This window comes from Paraburkholderia sp. RL17-373-BIF-A (assembly GCF_046030175.1).
Lineage (GTDB): Bacteria > Pseudomonadota > Gammaproteobacteria > Burkholderiales > Burkholderiaceae > Paraburkholderia.
This window is the reverse complement of sequence record NZ_JARESO010000001.1, coordinates 26,723-42,317: the sequence shown is the minus strand read 5'-3', so window position 1 is coordinate 42,317 and position 15,595 is coordinate 26,723. Positions and strand designations below refer to the sequence as shown.

The following is a 15,595-nucleotide window of genomic DNA, read 5'->3' as shown; positions in this document are numbered from 1 at the left end:
TGCGCGCGCCCACGTAAGGGTATCGCGCGTGTTACCTGATGCGCGTCTAAGGGGCTGCACGTAATGGTGGCAGCGTGTGGAAACGGGAGGGCCACTGGGGGAATTCCGCTGCGGGACTTTATCAGATACCCTCTGACAAATTTTTCCAGCACATTTCAGGCCCTCAAACCTGCACTAAACATCGGAACTCCGTCATGCATCGCTCAGTCACAGAAACTCTGAACGCCTCACAGGGAAGCGAGCTTGAATTGCTATGCCCCACGTGCCTGCGCGAGACCGCTCACGAAGTCTGCGTGTCAGTCGAGGTCGCTACTGACTGGGAAGATCATGACTACACCGTGAGCAGCCACGTGCAATATCAGATAGTCAAGTGCAAGGGATGCAAACGGATAAGCTTCAGGCAGGCGGCATCCGACTCTGAGAACATCGTTTATGACGAAAGGGGCGAATCGTTCTACCCAGAAACGGTCCTGCTGTTTCCCGCACGAATAGGCGGTTGGAAAGGCATAGGCGAGGATGCGTGGCACTTACCTCTGACCGTTAAGCGGATATATGAAGAGACAAGTACGGCTCTTGCCAATGACCTCCCTGTCCTCACGGGTATCGGACTACGCGCTTTAATCGAAACCGTTTGCCAAACCGAGGCAGCCAAAGGAGACAACCTGTTCGCCAAGATTGACAACCTTCGGGACAAAGGTGTCTTAACCAAGCATGGCGCTGCCGTCCTCCACAATATAAGGAACTTGGGGAACGCGGCTGCCCATGAGGTCAAGCCTCACAGCACCGCTCAGCTCATGCTTGCGATGGAGGTGGTAGAGCACCTGCTAATGGATGTCTACATCCTGCCCGCAAAAGCTCAGCTTGAATTTGGGAAAGGCAAAGCCGCTGGGTAAGTGATACTCAGCAGAGCAAGAAACAACTGTCTGCCTCGGCCTTGTCAGCCGGAAGAAGCTTGGCCATTGACGTCTAGTGTGGCCAACAAGTAAAGCGCTAGCGCTCCCGAAAATTCACTGCGAGTTCAGCATGCCTTGCCGCAGGCTTTATCGCGCGCTTGCCTGTGCCGTGCGCATCGCTGAGTTTGTTCCGGAGGGCACCCAGCCCTTCCACCACCGATTGGCAGCCGCCCAAGATTTGCTTGAAGACTCCCTCAGTATGCTGACTCGGAGCGAGATTCAATGCCTTGGATGTATGCCTGTAAAGTTCCGGAAGATCAGGAGAGTCCCCGTAAGCCACGCAGCGCTCATCGAGAATATGTTTGCACACAGTCTCCAGAAGGGTTCGTGCCATCGTTATTGCGCCTTCCGGGTCAGCCTGCTTCCTCTCCAATGCTTTGTGCCAAGCTGCTAGAACGTGTTCGCTATCGAACTTCTCAATAGCCGCCGTGACTGCGGGATCAGCAGGGCTCAACCCGCGCCCTTCGATTCGCTCCAAGAGTGGCCGGAACTCATCCCAGATGTATGAGCGCCGCTCTGCGTAAGTCGGAAACTTGTGCTTTATGAATTGCCAGAACTGGCTAAGGTCGCGGCATGTGCGCACGAATCTTGGGACGAGCGGCGCATACTCCGGGCGCGCCAGCAGAGAAGCTCTCAACGCCGCATAGTCGCCATCATAGGCCGGGCCGTTAGTCGCGTGCGATACGAGGATGTTTTGCAGCAGCTCAACTTCATCCAGAAAGGACGCTGATTGGCTCACGCACCGTCTCCTGACGATAGCCTACGTATGGTGGGGATGTGTGGTAAATATGTGTGGTAAGCGAGAATTCGCCAACACAATAAAGCCTTATAAATCAGCTATTTATAGGCAAAGGTGATTCCTGGCGGAGAGAGGGGGATTCGAACCCCCGATAGGCTATTAACCTATACACGCTTTCCAGGCGTGCGACTTAAACCGCTCATCCATCTCTCCGGCGGGGAGCCGAATTATAGCAAACTTCGCGCCCTGCGCCAGACCCACGCGCAAACCGGCCTAAGGATGCCGGATATAGTCCACCAACGCCCGCGTGTAAGCGTCCGGTTTGCGGTCAACCAGACTCACGCCGATCGCCACCAGAAAGCCCGCCGGCACGCCGAATACGCCTGAGCTGATCGGCTCGATCCCGAACCACCGCGCGCCGGCGAAGCCCGTCATCTGCGTGAAGAATGGATACGTGGAGACGATGTAGTAGATGCACACCACCAGCCCCGCCACCATACCCGCCACCGCGCCGAGCCGCGTGGTGCGCTTCCAGAACACGCCCAGCACCAGCACCGGAAACAGGCTCGAAGCCGCCAGCGAAAACGCCGCGCCCACCAGAAACAGAATGTTCCCCGTATTCAGCGACGCTACATACGAGGCAAACAGCGCGACCCCCAGCAACAGAATCTTCGAGATCGTCACGCGCCGCTGGCTCGACGCGTTCGGATCGACCATGTGGTAGTACACATCGTGCGACAACGCATTGGCGATAGTGAGCAGCAAACCATCCGCGGTGGAAAGCGCCGCGGCCAGCGCGCCCGCCGCGATCAGCCCCGACATCACATACGGCAGCCCCGCGATCTCCGGCGCGGCAAGCACGACCATGTCGGGCTGCATCTGAATCTCGCTCCAACGCACGATGCCGTCGCCGTTCGTATCGGCGAGGCTGATCAGGCTCGGCTCCACCTTGCGCCATTGCATGAGCCACTGCGGCAAATCCGAGAAATGATGGCCAACGAGATTGGTCAATATCTCGTACTTGATCAGCACCGCCAGCACCGGCACTGTCAGATAGAACAGCGCGACGAAAAAGAGCGTCCATCCGACAGAACGTCTCGCCGAGGCCACCGAGGTGGTCGTGTTATAGCGCGTCAGGATATGTGGCAGGCTCGCCGTGCCGAGCGACAGGCACAGCAGCAGCGAAAGAAAATTGCGTTCATGGGTGCGCCGGTCTTCATCGTTCACGGCGGGGAACGGCTCATGCATCGGCACGGGTGCGGCGGCGCGCATCAGCATTTCATCGCGTCGCTGGGTCCAGACGATCTGCGCGGCGGCGGCATCGCGTGGAAACTGTTCGAGCGCCCGCTCGCGCTCGTTGATCTCGCGCAGCGGGCCGTTATGGCGGCGTAGATCGGCGACCTCTTGCGTGAGACGCAGCTTCTCGTCGACGAACGATTGCGGCAACGTGTCGAGCCGCATCTGCATCAACGCGGCACGGCGTCGATAATCGTCGCGCACGGTCTGCTCGAGCGGCGCGTCGCGCACCTGCTTCTCGAGGCCTTCGACACGCTCCATCAAACGGCCGTAGTTGAATTGCGGCACCCAGCCCAAGCCGTCCTTGTGCGCGATCATCGACACGGGGATCAGAATCGCCGCGATCAGGATGATGTACTGCGCGACCTGCGTCCACGTCACGGCACGCATGCCGCCGAGAAACGAACACACGAGAATGCCAGCGAGTCCGCAGAAGATGCCGACGGCGAAATCCACGCCGATAAAGCGCGTCGCGATCAGCCCAACGCCCTGGATCTGCGCGACCAGATAAACGAACGAGCACAGGATCGCCGCCAGCGCCGCAAGGCCGCGCACGGCGTTGCTCGAAAAACGCGTGCCGAGAAAATCGGGAATCGTGTAGCGCGCGAGCTTGCGCACATACGGCGCGAGCAGGAACGCGACGAGGCAATAGCCGCCGGTCCAGCCCATCAGATACGCGAGACCGTCATATCCGGTCGCATAGATCGACCCGGCAAGGCCGATGAACGAGGCCGCCGAAAGCCAGTCGGCCGCCGTCGCCATGCCGTTGAAGGCGGACGGCACGCGCCGCCCCGCCACGTAGTATTCGACCAGGTCGGAAGTCCGCGATAGTAGACCGATCACCGCATACACCGCGATTGGCACGAACAGAAACACATAGCCGATCCACACACCGGGACCGGTGGTGCGCTCGATGCGCCACATCACGTAGATGAAAAGCAGAAAGCCGAGTGTGTAAAGGGCGTAGTAGCGGATCAGCCGGTTCGTGAGCTTCATCGGCTCAGTTTCCGAGCGCGGTGAGCGCGTCGGCACCGGCGCTGGCGTCCGCTTCCAAAGCGCGTTGCAGCCGGCGGTCGGCGCGCTGCATCAGCACGATATAGACGACGATGAGCGCCAGATAGATCAGGATCGCGCCCTGCGCGCCGAAATAGAACGGCAGCCTGAAGCCGCCGGCCCGCACCTGCGCCAAAGCCGGCGCCATCAGCGGCAGGACGAACGACACGATGAAGCCCAAGGTCATCAACGTCGCAATCAACGCGAGGTTGAAACGCCAGTACTTTTGATGCGCGCGCGCCATCGCTGCCGAGACCGCGGGCGGTTCGGGCGGCGGATTGAGCGTAGCGTGAGAGGAGTGGTGCGGCGCGGCCATGCGCCTATGTATCAAAAAGCCACCGGGCAGGCAATCGGGATTGACCGCGCGGTGGCTTCAACAACGTGGCTTCTGTAGTGAAGATCTGCGTCGAAGCAAGAGTGTGTCGTTCGACACGCTCTTGCCGTTCACACGGACAAACCCAGGCTCAGAGCGACTCGCCGAGCTGATCGAGAATCGCCGGGTTCTCCAGCGTCGACACGTCCTGCGTGATTTCCTCGCCCTTCGCGAGCGAGCGCAACAGGCGCCGCATGATCTTGCCCGAGCGCGTCTTCGGCAGGTTCTCGCCGAAGCGGATGTCCTTCGGCTTGGCGATCGGACCGATCTCCTTGCCGACCCAGTTGCGCAGTTCGTTGGCGAGCTTCACCGCTTCCTCGCCTTCCGGACGCGCGCGTTTCAGCACGACGAACGCGCACACGGCTTCGCCGGTGGTCGCATCGGGGCGTCCCACCACAGCGGCTTCCGCGACGAGCGGGTTCGACACCAGCGCCGACTCGATCTCCATCGTGCCGAGCCGGTGACCCGACACGTTCAGCACGTCGTCGATACGGCCCATGATCGTGAAGTAGCCGGTGTCCTTGTCGCGCACGGCGCCGTCGCCTGCAAGGTACAACCTGCCGCCGAGTTCTTCGGGGAAGTAGCTCTTCTTGTAGCGGTCCGGATCGCCCCACACGTTACGCAGCATCGACGGCCACGGACGCTTCATCACCAGAATGCCGCCCTGCCCGTTCGGCACGTCCTGGCCGGTTTCGTCGACGACCGCGGCCATGATGCCCGGCAGCGGCAGCGTGCACGACCCCGGTACCAAAGGCGTCGCGCCCGGCAGCGGCGTGATCATGTGGCCGCCGGTTTCGGTTTGCCACCACGTATCGACGATCGGGCAACGGCTGCCGCCGACGTTCTCGTAATACCAGATCCACGCTTCCGGATTGATCGGCTCGCCGACCGTGCCGATGATGCGCAGCGTCGACAGATCGTAACTCTTCGGGTGCACCTTCTCGTCGGCGTCGGCAGCCTTGATCAGCGAGCGGATCGCGGTCGGCGCCGTATAGAACAGCGAGACCTTGTGCTTGGCGATCATGTCCCAGAAGCGGCCGGCGTTCGGGTAGGTCGGCACGCCTTCGAACACGACCTGCGTGCCGCCAAGCGTCAACGGACCATACGTGATGTAGCTATGGCCGGTGATCCAGCCGATGTCGGCGGTACACCAGAACACGTCGGAGGGCTTCCAGTCGAAGGTCCACTTCAGGGTCTGCGCCGCCCACAGCAGATAGCCGCCGGTGCTGTGCTGCACGCCCTTCGGCTTACCCGTCGAACCCGACGTGTACAGGATGAACAAAGGATGCTCGGCGCCGACCCACTCGGGCGCGCATTGATCCGATTCGCCTTGCGTGACCTCGTGCATCCACAGATCGCGGCCTTCGTTCCAGGCGACCTTGCCGCCGGTGCGCTGGTACACGATCACGCTCGTGACTGCTTCGCAGCCGCCCATCGCAAGCGCTTCGTCGGCGATGTTTTTCAGCGGCAATGCTTTGCCGCCGCGCATCTGTTCGTCGGACGTGACGAGCGCGACCGCGCCCACGTCCACCAGCCGCTCATTGAGCGACTTCGACGAGAAGCCGCCGAACACCACCGAATGCGTCGCGCCGATCCGCGCACAAGCCTGCATCGCGACGATGCCTTCGATCGACATCGGCATATAGATCACCACGCGGTCGCCCTTCTTCACGCCGCGCTTCTTCAACGCGTTCGCAAAGCGCGAGACACGTTGCAGCAGATCCTGATAGGTGACGTTGGTGACGGTGCCGTCGTCGGCTTCGAAGATGATCGCGACGCGCTCGCCGTTGCCGGCTTCGACATGACGGTCGATGCTGTTATACGAGGCGTTGATCTGGCCGTCTTCGAACCACGTGTAGAACGGCGCATTCGACTCGTCGAGCACCTTGGTGAAGGGTGTGTTCCAGCTTAGCGTCTCGCGAGCGAGGCGCCCCCAGAAGCCTTCGTAATCGCGTTCCGCCTCGGCGGCCAGCGCCCGGTACGCGTCCATGCCGGAGATCGCGGCGCCTGCCGCTGCTTCAGCGGAGGGCGGGAAAACACGGCGTTCGTGAAGAACCGATTCAATCGCAGACATCGACAACCCCTTGGTGAAGATGAAACGTAAAACCTGGCCGGCGCGCGTCTGGCGCGCCATGTCTTGTTGACGCCGCAACGAGCGGCGCGCTGCCTCCAATCCTCGCGCGTCGTTTCACCGATCATCGCGCCGCGGCCCGTCACTCTGCATCGACCACTCATGCGGCACTGCAACATGAGTGTGTGCCGGACGACGTTCCGCTCTCACGCTCAAACATAAGCGCTGCAACTTACCGGCCACTTACGCGCATGGCGCCGGACTGCCAGCGAAAACCCTAACGCGGCTCATGTGACGCCAGCGTCGTATGAAGATGCAGCGCGAAGCAACGCATGCTACGCGCTCCGTGACGAACATGTGCTTGACCCGCCACCTATATCGTCGAGCTTCCTGCATGCCGCGACACCAGGCGCGCCGTTACGCTGGCTCGCACGGCCTCTTACAATGCTAACTGAACTCGCCGCCTGGATTCCAGCCTGAATCGTTACTCCTGCTTCTCATTACCTCGATGCTGCTGGTCGGCAGCAATGTCGGAATTGGTAAATCGATCGTCGACTTTGTCCCCGTCCCTCTGCTCGCGCTGCTGCACTTCGTGATCGCGATGGCAGTACTGTGGCCGCTTGTGCGCGTGTCAAGACTGCGCCACGTGAAGCGCGATGAATGGTTCAATCTGTTCCTACAGGCACTGTTCGGCACCTTCGGGTTTACGCTGCTGATGCTGGGCGGCGTGCAACGCACGAGCGCGGTCGCGGCCGGTGGCATCACGAGCACGATCCCCGCGGTCGTCGCGCTGCTCTCGTGGCTCATCCTCAAAGAGCGTCCGAACGGTCGGGCACTCGCGTCGATCGCGCTGGCAATCGTCGGCGTGGTTGTCATCCATCTCGCTCACGTGGATCAGAGCGCGGCCGGCGAGACATCGTTCACGGGCAATGCCGCCGGTGGCGTCGTGAGCCCTGAAGCCTGAACGCGCGAGCCGCAATTCGCCACGCGCGCCGCGTGTCGGGCGCCGCCAACCTGCCCGCCGCAACGCAGCAAATTCACCCGACGCTGTACAATAGCGCGCCTGACGCGAGCTTTTCCGGCCTCCCTTGGCCGTGCACCGCGCCGTCTGCGCCTGGTTTGCGTGCCTGATTCGCGTGCGTGCTGAGGAGTATTGCGCGTGCCGGGTCGGCGCATTTGGTCCATGTTCCGTCACCTGCGTTTCATCTGACTCTTGCCCATGTCCGCTCCGCGATCCGACTCCGCCCATCAGCGCCGCCCGATGCGCCCGGTCCCTGCCATCATTTTCATGAGCCGCTGGCTGCAGTTGCCGCTCTATCTGGGCCTGATCGTCGCCCAGGGCGTCTACGTCGTGCTGTTCCTCAAGGAAGTCTGGCATCTCGTCACGGCCTCCATGACGCTCGACGAAACCAACATCATGCTGGTCGTGCTCGGCCTGATCGACGTGGTCATGATCTCGAACCTGCTGATCATGGTGATCATCGGCGGGTATGAAACGTTCGTGTCGCGCCTGGGCGTCGAGGGTCACCCGGACGAACCGGAATGGCTCGACCACGTGAACGCGGGCGTGCTCAAAGTCAAATTGTCGATGGCGCTGATCAGCATCTCGTCGATCCATCTGCTGAAGACCTTCATAAGCCCCGATCAGAACACGACGCATACGATCATGTGGCAAGTGATCATCCACGTCGCGTTCCTCGTCTCGGCGCTCGTGATGGCACTGGTCGACCGCCTCACTACGCATACGCATCCCAAGCATTTCGAAGAGCCCACGGTGCTGCACGCCGTGGGTGCCGTTAAAGGTTCCACTCCCCTGAAGGCGCACGACTGACCCGCACTGCCCCGCGTGTCTGAAAACAAGCGCCACTGTCCCCACTGAGCTAGCCATGACCGTCATCAAACAGGAAGATCTGATTCAGAGCATTGCTGATTCGCTTCAGTACATCAGCTACTACCACCCGCTCGATTACATCCAGGCCTTGGGCCGCGCCTACGAGCTCGAACAGAGCCCGGCCGCGAAGGATGCCATCGCGCAGATTCTCACCAACAGCCGCATGTGCGCCGAAGGCAAGCGCCCGATCTGCCAGGACACCGGCATCGTCACGGTGTTCGTGAAGGTCGGTATGGACGTGCGTTGGGACGGTGCGACGATGGGCGTCACCGACATGATCAACGAAGGCGTGCGCCGTGGTTACCTGAACCCGGACAACGTGCTGCGCGCGTCGATCGTGAGCCCGCCGGAAGGCGGCCGCAAGAACACCAAAGACAACACGCCGGCCGTGATCCACTACGAGATCGTGCCGGGCAATACGGTCGACGTGCAGGTCGCCGCCAAGGGCGGCGGCTCGGAAAACAAGTCGAAGTTCGCGATGCTGAATCCGTCGGATTCGATCGTCGACTGGATTCTGAAGACCGTGCCGACCATGGGTGCGGGCTGGTGCCCGCCGGGCATGCTCGGCATCGGCATCGGCGGCACCGCTGAGAAAGCGATGGTGATGGCGAAGGAATCGCTGATGGATCCGATCGACATTCAGGACGTGATCGCACGCGGCCCGAAAGACTGGATCGAAGAACTGCGCGTTGAATTGCACGAGAAGGTCAATGCGCTCGGGATCGGCGCGCAAGGTCTCGGCGGTCTCGCCACCGTGCTCGACGTGAAGATCATGGCCGCGCCGACGCACGCCGCGTCCAAGCCGATCGCGATCATCCCGAACTGCGCGGCTACGCGTCACGCGCACTTCACGCTGGACGGTTCCGGCGTCGCCAAGCTCGAAGCGCCGTCGCTCGACGCATGGCCGAAGGTGCAGTGGGAGCCGGACACCGAGAAGAGCAAGCGCGTCGATCTGAACACGCTCACGCCGGAAGAAGTCGCTGCGTGGACGCCGGGCCAGACGCTGCTGCTGTCGGGCAAGATGTTGACGGGCCGGGACGCGGCCCACAAGCGCATCGCTGACATGCTCGCCAAGGGCGAGAAGCTGCCGGTCGACTTCACGAACCGCGTGATCTACTACGTCGGCCCGGTCGATCCGGTGCGCGATGAAGCCGTCGGCCCCGCAGGCCCGACCACGGCAACGCGCATGGACAAGTTCACCGAGACGATGCTGTCGCAGACCGGCCTGATCTCGATGATCGGCAAAGCGGAGCGCGGCCCCGTCGCCATCGAGGCGATCAAGAAGCACAAGGCCGCGTATCTGATGGCCGTGGGTGGCGCGGCGTATCTCGTCTCGAAGGCGATTCGCAGCGCGAAGGTTCTCGCGTTCGAAGACCTCGGCATGGAAGCGATCTACGAGTTCGACGTGCAGGACATGCCGGTGACGGTGGCTGTCGATTCGAACGGCACTTCCGTTCATCAGACCGGCCCGAAAGAATGGCAAGCAAAGATCGGCAAGATTCCGGTCGCGACGGTTTGATTGGTATTGACATCCGCTGAGTAATTCAAAGCCGGGGCCTGAAACCCCGGCTTTTTTTATGATGAAATGAGAACGGTACGCATCACGCGAAAAACCCTCTAAAATCAGGCGAAAAACTGATTTTTTGCCTTGGCTTTTTGCGTTTCGCCGTTTATTGTTCTGGGAAATTCAAAGCCCCTACAAGGACACACCATGCAAGGCGACAAAAAGGTCATCGAATATCTCAACTCGCAGTTGAAAAACGAACTGACCGCCATCAATCAGTACTTCCTGCATGCGCGGATGTATAAACACTGGGGCCTCGAGAAACTCGGCAAGCATGAATACGATGAATCGATCGGCGAAATGAAGCACGCCGACTGGCTCATCGAACGTATTTTCATGCTCGACGGTCTGCCGAATCTGCAAGACCTGCACAAGCTGCTGATCGGTGAGGAAACGAAAGAAATCCTCGAATGCGATTTGAAGCTCGAACAGATTTCGCAGAGCACCTGTAAAGAAGCCATCGCATATTGCGAAACGGTTCGCGATTTCATCTCGCGTGAAATCTTCACGAAGATTCTCGACGACACCGAAGAGCATATCGACTGGCTCGAAACGCAAATCGACCTGATCGGCAAGGTCGGCATCCAGAACTACCAGCAATCCGCAATGGGCTCGGTCGAGTCCTGATCGAACCAGGTTGCAACCGTCCGCGCGCCCGTTCATGGGTCAGCTTATTTGCGATGGCCCTGGCCGCGCGGACGATATACTTGCGCACTTTCCTGTTTTTCCGAGTTTCCCTTGAGTGCTGTGCCGCACGCGTCCTCTTCGCCTATGCCCGCAGAATCACCGTCCATGAATGCAAGAATGTTCACGTCTGGCGCCGGATCGCGCGCACCGGTCGGCATTTTCGATTCGGGGCTCGGCGGTTTGTCGGTGTTGCGGGCGGTCCGGGCACAACTGCCTGACGAAGCGATTCTGTACGTCGCCGACTCGCTCTACGCCCCGTACGGCGAGCGCGACGACGACTTCATCGCCGACCGCACGCTTGCGATCGGCGAATGGCTGGTCAAACAAGGCGCAAAGGCGCTGGTGGTCGCCTGCAATACAGCAACCGCGCAGTCGATCGCGCTGGTTCGCGAAAAGCTGCCTATTCCGCTGGTCGGCGTCGAACCTGGCGTCAAACCCGCCGCGCTCCAGTCGAAAACGCGTGTCGCCGGCGTGCTCGCCACGCAAGTGACGCTGCGCAGCGCCCGCTTCCAGGCGCTGCTCGAACGCTACGCCGCGGATTGCCGCTTTCTTTGCCAGCCTGGCCACGGGCTCGTGCAGGCCGTGGAACGCTGCGACGTCGGCTCCGCCGAATTGCGGGCGCTGCTGCGCGGCTACCTGCAACCCATGCTCGACGCCGGCGCGGATACGCTGGTGCTCGGCTGCACGCACTACCCGTTTCTGGATGCGGCGATTCGCGACATCGTCGGCGAACGGCTGATGCTGATCGACACGAGCGTCGCTATCGCGCGCCAACTGGAACGAGTGCTCGACCAGCACGGTTTGCGCGCGGCGCCCGAAAACACGACCACTGTTCTGCCCCGCTTTTATTCGACCGGCGACGGCTCGCATCAGCAGCAGCTGGCCGCGACCCTGTTGCATATCGACGCCACCGTCGAACAGGTGTCGATCCCCTCGCGCCGCACGGCAGCGCCGGACTCCCAAGCCGCATAAACTGCCACCCAAGCGCCGTTTTTGGCCCGTTGCGCGGCCTTCTGTGCGCTTTTTAGGCGCTTTTCCGCGCCGCCCGCCGCTGGCACCAGATTCCGTCTCATAGACGAAACCCTTCTAAGAGTCTGGTTTTGTTACAAAAAATCAAGCAGGACGCTTGCCAAACGGACCAAACAAAATGATAATAATTCGCATTAACGTTAGCTATGACGCCCGCCATGATTGTCTGTGTCTGCAAGTCTGTTTCTGACCGAAAGATCCGTGCTTCGATCGAGGAAGGCATGGATTCGTTTGACGAGCTTCAGTTCGAGCTCGGCGTTGCATCCTGCTGTGGCAAGTGCGCCGACTCCGTGCGCGACGTCATGATGAAAAGCGGCGTCTGCGCGAGCCGCTGTGGTTTCGAGCATCACCCGCAAGCCGTACCGCTGACATTTTACGAACGCAAGGCCGCCTGAGCCAGGTTCCAGGGCGCGGTTCACGCCGCGCCTCGAGCGCTCTTACCGCTCCTGCCGTTTTCGCTGTTCAAGCGTTATCCCACTGCCGTCAGCAAGCCAGTATTCGTACCAGCCAGCTACCCGCTCACCCGTCACAGGAGTTCGAGATGGAATTGCTGATTGGTTTCGTGACTACTTTGTTCATTTCGCTGCTGATTTTTCGAACATGACGATGTCTTGTCTGACGCGCTGCATCGACAGCGCGCCACCACGCTAACATGCAGGCTTCGCATACCGCTTCAGCCGGCGCCATGCCGGCTTCGTCCACTCGCACGAACTCCCGCGTCCTGACCGCAACCGCCGTGGTTGCAGCGATTCACGTCGCGTTGCTTGCCGTCGTGATGACCTTGCGTCACGACCCCGTGCAGCCGGCCCTCGAATCGCACGTCATGACCGCGCAGTTGCTGCCGCCGGCGCCGGTTGCCGCGCCGGTCGCGATGCAGTCGATCGCGCCGCCGCCACCCACGCCGACGCCGCCGGTCCATACCAAGCCGAAGGTCCAGCCGAAGCCGACTCCGACGCCCAAGCCAACGCCTACGCCTCTACCGGTGGCCGCCGCGCCGTCGCCGACGCCCGTGGCGGCGCCCGATCCGACGCCGCCCGCGCCGGCTGCACCCGTTGCGCCGCCCGCGCCTGCCGCGCCGGCGATCGGCCATCAGACGATGGAGATCAGCGCGCCCAAGAACGTCTCGCACCTCGACTGCAACATCGCCAAGCCCGAGTACCCGTCGCTCTCGAAGCGCCGCGGCGAAACCGGCACCGCGTACGTGAAGTTCGTGGTCGGCCTGACCGGCAAGCTCGAAAACATCGAATTGAAGAAAAGCAGCGGCTTCAGCCGCCTCGACGACGCCGCGCTCGCCGCCGTGCACGGGAGCGCCTGCAAGCCTTATCTCGAGAACGGCCAGCCGATTCGGGCCGCCTACACCCAGCCTTACGACTTCAATCTGAACGATTGAGGCAGATTTTAAAAAAAGGAATTGCAATGCAAAACTACGGACTGGCGCACGTCTGGGCGCAAGGGGATTTCGTGACGCGCGGAATCGCGCTCGCGCTGTTGATCATGTCGGTGATGTCGTGGAGCGTGATCGTCATCAAGGGCTGGAACGTAATGCGCCTGAACCGCCTCACGAAGAATGCCGAGCAGGCATTCTGGCATTCGGACGACCTCGCCGACGGCGTGAAGAAGCTCGGCGCAGGGTCGTCGACGCCGCAGGACAATCCGTTCCTCGCGCTGGCGCTGTCGGGCCAGGAAGCGGCCGATCATCATCATCAGACGCAGCCGCATCTGCACGACCGCATGGACGTGTCGGACTGGGTCACGCGCTGCCTGAAGGACACGATGGACGAAAGCGTCGCGCGCATGCAGAGCGGTCTCGCGGTTCTCGCGTCGATCGGCAGCACGGCGCCGTTCGTCGGTCTGTTCGGCACGGTGTGGGGCATCTATCACGCGCTGCTGGCCATCGGCGCGAGCGGCCAGTCGTCGATCGATCAGGTGGCCGGTCCGGTCGGCGAAGCGTTGATCATGACCGCGTTCGGCCTCTTCGTCGCGATTCCGGCGGTGCTCGGCTACAACGCACTGACGCGCGCCAACAAGGCGGTGGTCGCCAAACTGAGCCGTTTTGCGCACGGCCTGCATGCATTCTTCGTGACGGGCGCGCGCCTGTCGTCGTCCAAGCGCGGCGACGGCCTGCGTCTTGCCGCGCGCACGAACTGATCGACGAGGCACTCCGATGGCAATGAGCCCCTTCGCCGGCGACGATGACGACGGCCTGATGAACGAAATCAACATGACGCCGCTCGTCGACGTGATGTTGGTTCTCCTGATCGTCTTCATGGTGACGATTCCGGTGATTCGTCATGCGGTCAAAATCGATCTGCCGCACGCAAGCAGTCAGAAGGAAGACACCAAGCCCGCGCAGGTGACGGTCACGGTCGACGCGGACGGCAACGTCATGTGGGACGACAAGAAGCTCGACGACGCCGCACTGCGCGCGAAGATTGCAGAGGCCGCGCAAGCGAACCCGCAACCCGAGCTGCATCTGGATGCGGACCGCAAGGTTCCGTACGAGAAAGTGGCGGAAGTGATGTCGGCGGCACAAGCCGGCGGCCTTACGAAGATCGGCTTCGTTACGCAACCGAAAGCCAGGTGACGCCGTAAAAAGCCCTTGAAACAAGGGCCAAAAAGTAAAAGGCCTTCATCGTCAGATGAAGGCCTTTTTTTGTGCGCACTCGGCGCCTTCGGGCGGCGGGATCATTTGCCATCGTTCGAAGATTGATAGCTCGTCGAATCACCGCATGCGACAGCCGTGATCGACACGGACAGCGCGGTCAGCCCTATCAGGCCCGCTATGATAGCGGCCATGAGTTTCCGCATAAGAGACTCCTTAGCGAAGGGATTTCACTATAGGCCCGTCCGCGCGCGCATTCAAGCAAACGGCCATTGAAAGTACTCATGACAGGCCACGCTTAAATGCTAAAAGCGATGTTGCGGTCCGTAACAAGTGCTATGGCGCAATTGCGAACATCGGCTGCGCGGCAACGACATTTACCTCGCGCGCGGGACACTCGCCCGCGATGTGTTTACCGTCGTCAGGATCGAGCATCTCGACCAGATAATCGACAAAGGCGCGCACGGCCGGCACCATCCCCTGCCGCGACACGAATACGGCGTACAACTGCGGCGTCGGAAACGTCCAGCCCGGCATAACCGGCGACAATTGGCCGGCTCGCAGCGCGGCGCCATACATCATCTCCGGCAGCGCGGCGATGCCGACGCCGGCGAGCACCGCTTCACGAATCGTCATCAGATCGGCGGTCACGAGGCGCGGCTCGTGTTCGTGCGCATGACGCGTGCCGTCGGGCGCGATCAGGTTGTAGACGTGGCGTCCGTCGCCGGTCGGCACGTCGAGCGTTTCGAAACCGTTCAGATCGGCTGGCAGCAATGGCGGCGCATTCTGTTGCAACAGGCTCGGCGCGCCGACCAGCATCTGCTGCGTGCGCCACAGCGGCCGCACCACGATATTGGCGTTTTCCGGCGGATCCGAGCGCACCCGCAGCGCGACGTCGATCGAATCCTCGAACAGATCGACCACGCGGTTCGTCACGCGCATCACCACCCGCACTTCCGGATAGCGATGCATGAATTCGGGCAGGATCTGCGACAGAATGGTCTGCGAGATCGTGACCGGCACGCTGACACGCACTGTGCCGCGCGGCGACGAGCGCAGCTGCTGGACAACGTTCACGGCCGCCTGCGCCTCGCTCAGCATCGCCTGGCAATGCTGGTAGAACAATTGCCCGGCTTCGGTCAGCGCCAGCTTGCGCGTGGATCGCTGCAACAGCCGCACGCCGAGCGACGCTTCCAGTTCGGTCAGACGGCGCGACAGGCGCGACTTGGAAATCCCCAGCACGCGTTCGGCGGCCGAAAACCCGCCGTGTTCGACAACCTGCGAAAAATACATCAGGTCATTCAGATTATGTGAATCGATCTTCATCTCATCGTTCC

Annotated in this window: 14 protein-coding genes, 1 tRNA gene and 1 pseudogene; 10 read left to right on the top strand and 6 right to left on the bottom strand. The window is 61.4% G+C overall.

Going from position 1 to position 15,595, the window contains the following annotated elements; genetic code table 11:
- Positions 1-293 precede the first annotated feature (293 nt).
- The gene (locus P0D80_RS00215) at positions 294-893 is read left to right on the top strand and encodes a DUF4145 domain-containing protein (RefSeq protein ID WP_408280059.1); all 600 of its coding nucleotides are present in this window, start codon (positions 294-296) and stop codon (positions 891-893) included.
- A gap of 97 nt (positions 894-990) precedes the next feature.
- On the opposite strand, the gene P0D80_RS00210 is transcribed toward P0D80_RS00215, so the two are convergent.
- The 5 genes from P0D80_RS00210 to acs form a co-directional block, all read right to left on the bottom strand.
- A complete protein-coding gene (locus tag P0D80_RS00210) occupies positions 991-1,692 on the bottom strand; it encodes an abortive infection family protein (protein WP_408280056.1) in 702 nt (233 codons plus the stop codon).
- A gap of 122 nt (positions 1,693-1,814) precedes the next feature.
- A tRNA-Ser gene (locus P0D80_RS00205) sits at positions 1,815-1,905 on the bottom strand.
- A 60-nt stretch (positions 1,906-1,965) separates the two neighbouring features.
- Positions 1,966-3,984, bottom strand: coding sequence for a sodium:solute symporter family protein (locus P0D80_RS00200; RefSeq protein ID WP_132375191.1), 2,019 nt, complete (start codon positions 3,982-3,984; stop codon positions 1,966-1,968).
- A gap of 4 nt (positions 3,985-3,988) precedes the next feature.
- On the bottom strand, positions 3,989-4,357 hold the full coding sequence (locus tag P0D80_RS00195; protein WP_408280052.1) for a DUF4212 domain-containing protein: 369 nt from the start codon (positions 4,355-4,357) through the stop codon (positions 3,989-3,991).
- A gap of 148 nt (positions 4,358-4,505) precedes the next feature.
- Positions 4,506-6,488 (bottom strand): acetate--CoA ligase, encoded by a 1,983-nt coding sequence (gene acs, locus P0D80_RS00190; protein ID WP_408280049.1) that lies wholly within the window; start codon positions 6,486-6,488, stop codon positions 4,506-4,508.
- 473 nt (positions 6,489-6,961) lie between these two features.
- Between acs and P0D80_RS00185 the strand changes: the two are divergent.
- The 9 genes and pseudogenes from P0D80_RS00185 to P0D80_RS00145 all read left to right on the top strand — a co-directional run.
- Positions 6,962-7,416: pseudogene (locus P0D80_RS00185) on the top strand (DMT family transporter); the annotation flags it as partial.
- A gap of 288 nt (positions 7,417-7,704) precedes the next feature.
- Positions 7,705-8,316 (top strand): TIGR00645 family protein, encoded by a 612-nt coding sequence (locus tag P0D80_RS00180; RefSeq protein ID WP_132375194.1) that lies wholly within the window; start codon positions 7,705-7,707, stop codon positions 8,314-8,316.
- A 55-nt stretch (positions 8,317-8,371) separates the two neighbouring features.
- A complete protein-coding gene (locus P0D80_RS00175; RefSeq protein WP_012432444.1) occupies positions 8,372-9,895 on the top strand; it encodes a fumarate hydratase in 1,524 nt (507 codons plus the stop codon).
- Between the two features lie 192 nt (positions 9,896-10,087).
- Complete coding sequence (gene bfr / locus P0D80_RS00170; protein WP_132375196.1) at positions 10,088-10,567, top strand: bacterioferritin; 480 nt, start codon at positions 10,088-10,090, stop codon at positions 10,565-10,567.
- Between the two features lie 144 nt (positions 10,568-10,711).
- Positions 10,712-11,599, top strand: a complete 888-nt coding sequence (gene murI, locus P0D80_RS00165; protein ID WP_408280044.1) for a glutamate racemase — start codon at positions 10,712-10,714, stop codon at positions 11,597-11,599.
- Positions 11,600-11,814: 215 nt separating this feature from the next.
- Positions 11,815-12,051: a (2Fe-2S)-binding protein gene (locus P0D80_RS00160; protein WP_012432441.1), complete on the top strand. Its 237-nt coding sequence runs from the start codon at positions 11,815-11,817 to the stop codon at positions 12,049-12,051.
- 257 nt (positions 12,052-12,308) lie between these two features.
- On the top strand, positions 12,309-13,046 hold the full coding sequence (locus P0D80_RS00155) for an energy transducer TonB (RefSeq protein ID WP_132375198.1): 738 nt from the start codon (positions 12,309-12,311) through the stop codon (positions 13,044-13,046).
- A gap of 26 nt (positions 13,047-13,072) precedes the next feature.
- The gene (locus P0D80_RS00150) at positions 13,073-13,804 is read left to right on the top strand and encodes a MotA/TolQ/ExbB proton channel family protein (RefSeq protein WP_408280041.1); all 732 of its coding nucleotides are present in this window, start codon (positions 13,073-13,075) and stop codon (positions 13,802-13,804) included.
- A 16-nt stretch (positions 13,805-13,820) separates the two neighbouring features.
- Complete coding sequence (locus P0D80_RS00145) at positions 13,821-14,240, top strand: ExbD/TolR family protein (RefSeq protein ID WP_132375200.1); 420 nt, start codon at positions 13,821-13,823, stop codon at positions 14,238-14,240.
- Between the two features lie 354 nt (positions 14,241-14,594).
- On the opposite strand, the gene P0D80_RS00140 is transcribed toward P0D80_RS00145, so the two are convergent.
- A complete protein-coding gene (locus tag P0D80_RS00140) occupies positions 14,595-15,584 on the bottom strand; it encodes a LysR family transcriptional regulator (protein ID WP_132375201.1) in 990 nt (329 codons plus the stop codon).
- Positions 15,585-15,595 lie beyond the last annotated feature (11 nt).